Annotated in this window: 1 protein-coding gene; it reads right to left on the bottom strand. The window is 63.0% G+C overall.

Features of this window, described 5'->3' with window-relative positions; all coding sequences use genetic code 11:
• Positions 1-384: 384 nt before the first annotated feature.
• A complete protein-coding gene (locus QPM17_RS23920) occupies positions 385-492 on the bottom strand; it encodes a hypothetical protein (protein ID WP_422732802.1) in 108 nt (35 codons plus the stop codon).
• Positions 493-500: the final 8 nt, after the last annotated feature.

The following is a 500-nucleotide window of genomic DNA, read 5'->3' as shown; positions in this document are numbered from 1 at the left end:
TGGCCTTCGCCGGCAAGGTCGATTTCGATACCAGCCTGACGCCCAAGACCAAGGTCAGCATGGGCCAGTCGTTGGGTGGATTTCCCGATCCCGGCCCCGAGTTCGTCTAGGTCCAGAACCGCTGAACAAATTGCCGAGCGAGATGAAGCGGCTAGGTTCGTTCCCGACGAACCAACGCACTTCCCACATCCCTGTGGGTCGCAAGGCGCTCGGAGCACAGAACCGAGCGAAGCGACAAACAGCCGTAGGCTGGCCCCGAAGGGGCGAGAAGCCGAAGGCTGCGAGTCAACCGGAGCCTATGGGTATAGGTGAGGATCCGCCGGTCCGACGCTTCGGCACCGCGCAACGCAGCGATTCGCTCGCGCAGGCATTTGTGCAGTGGTTCTAGCAATTGGGCGTGGCGAAAGCCATCGTCTCCGCCACGCTCGCTCTCCCTAAAGCAAGCTGAATCAGCCGGTCGATGCCCAGCGCCACCCCGCTGCCTGCCGGCATGCCGTGCT

It is taken from the genome of Marinobacter azerbaijanicus (assembly GCF_030250645.1).
In the GTDB taxonomy this organism is placed as follows: Bacteria; Pseudomonadota; Gammaproteobacteria; order Pseudomonadales; family Oleiphilaceae; genus Marinobacter; species Marinobacter azerbaijanicus.
This window is presented reverse-complemented; position numbering and strand designations above follow the sequence as displayed.

Bases quoted from the DNA above. Each gene is read 5' to 3' on its own strand.
- QPM17_RS23920 (WP_422732802.1), bottom strand. From the start codon at position 492: ATGCCGGCAGGCAGCGGGGTGGCGCTGGGCATCGACCGGCTGATTCAG.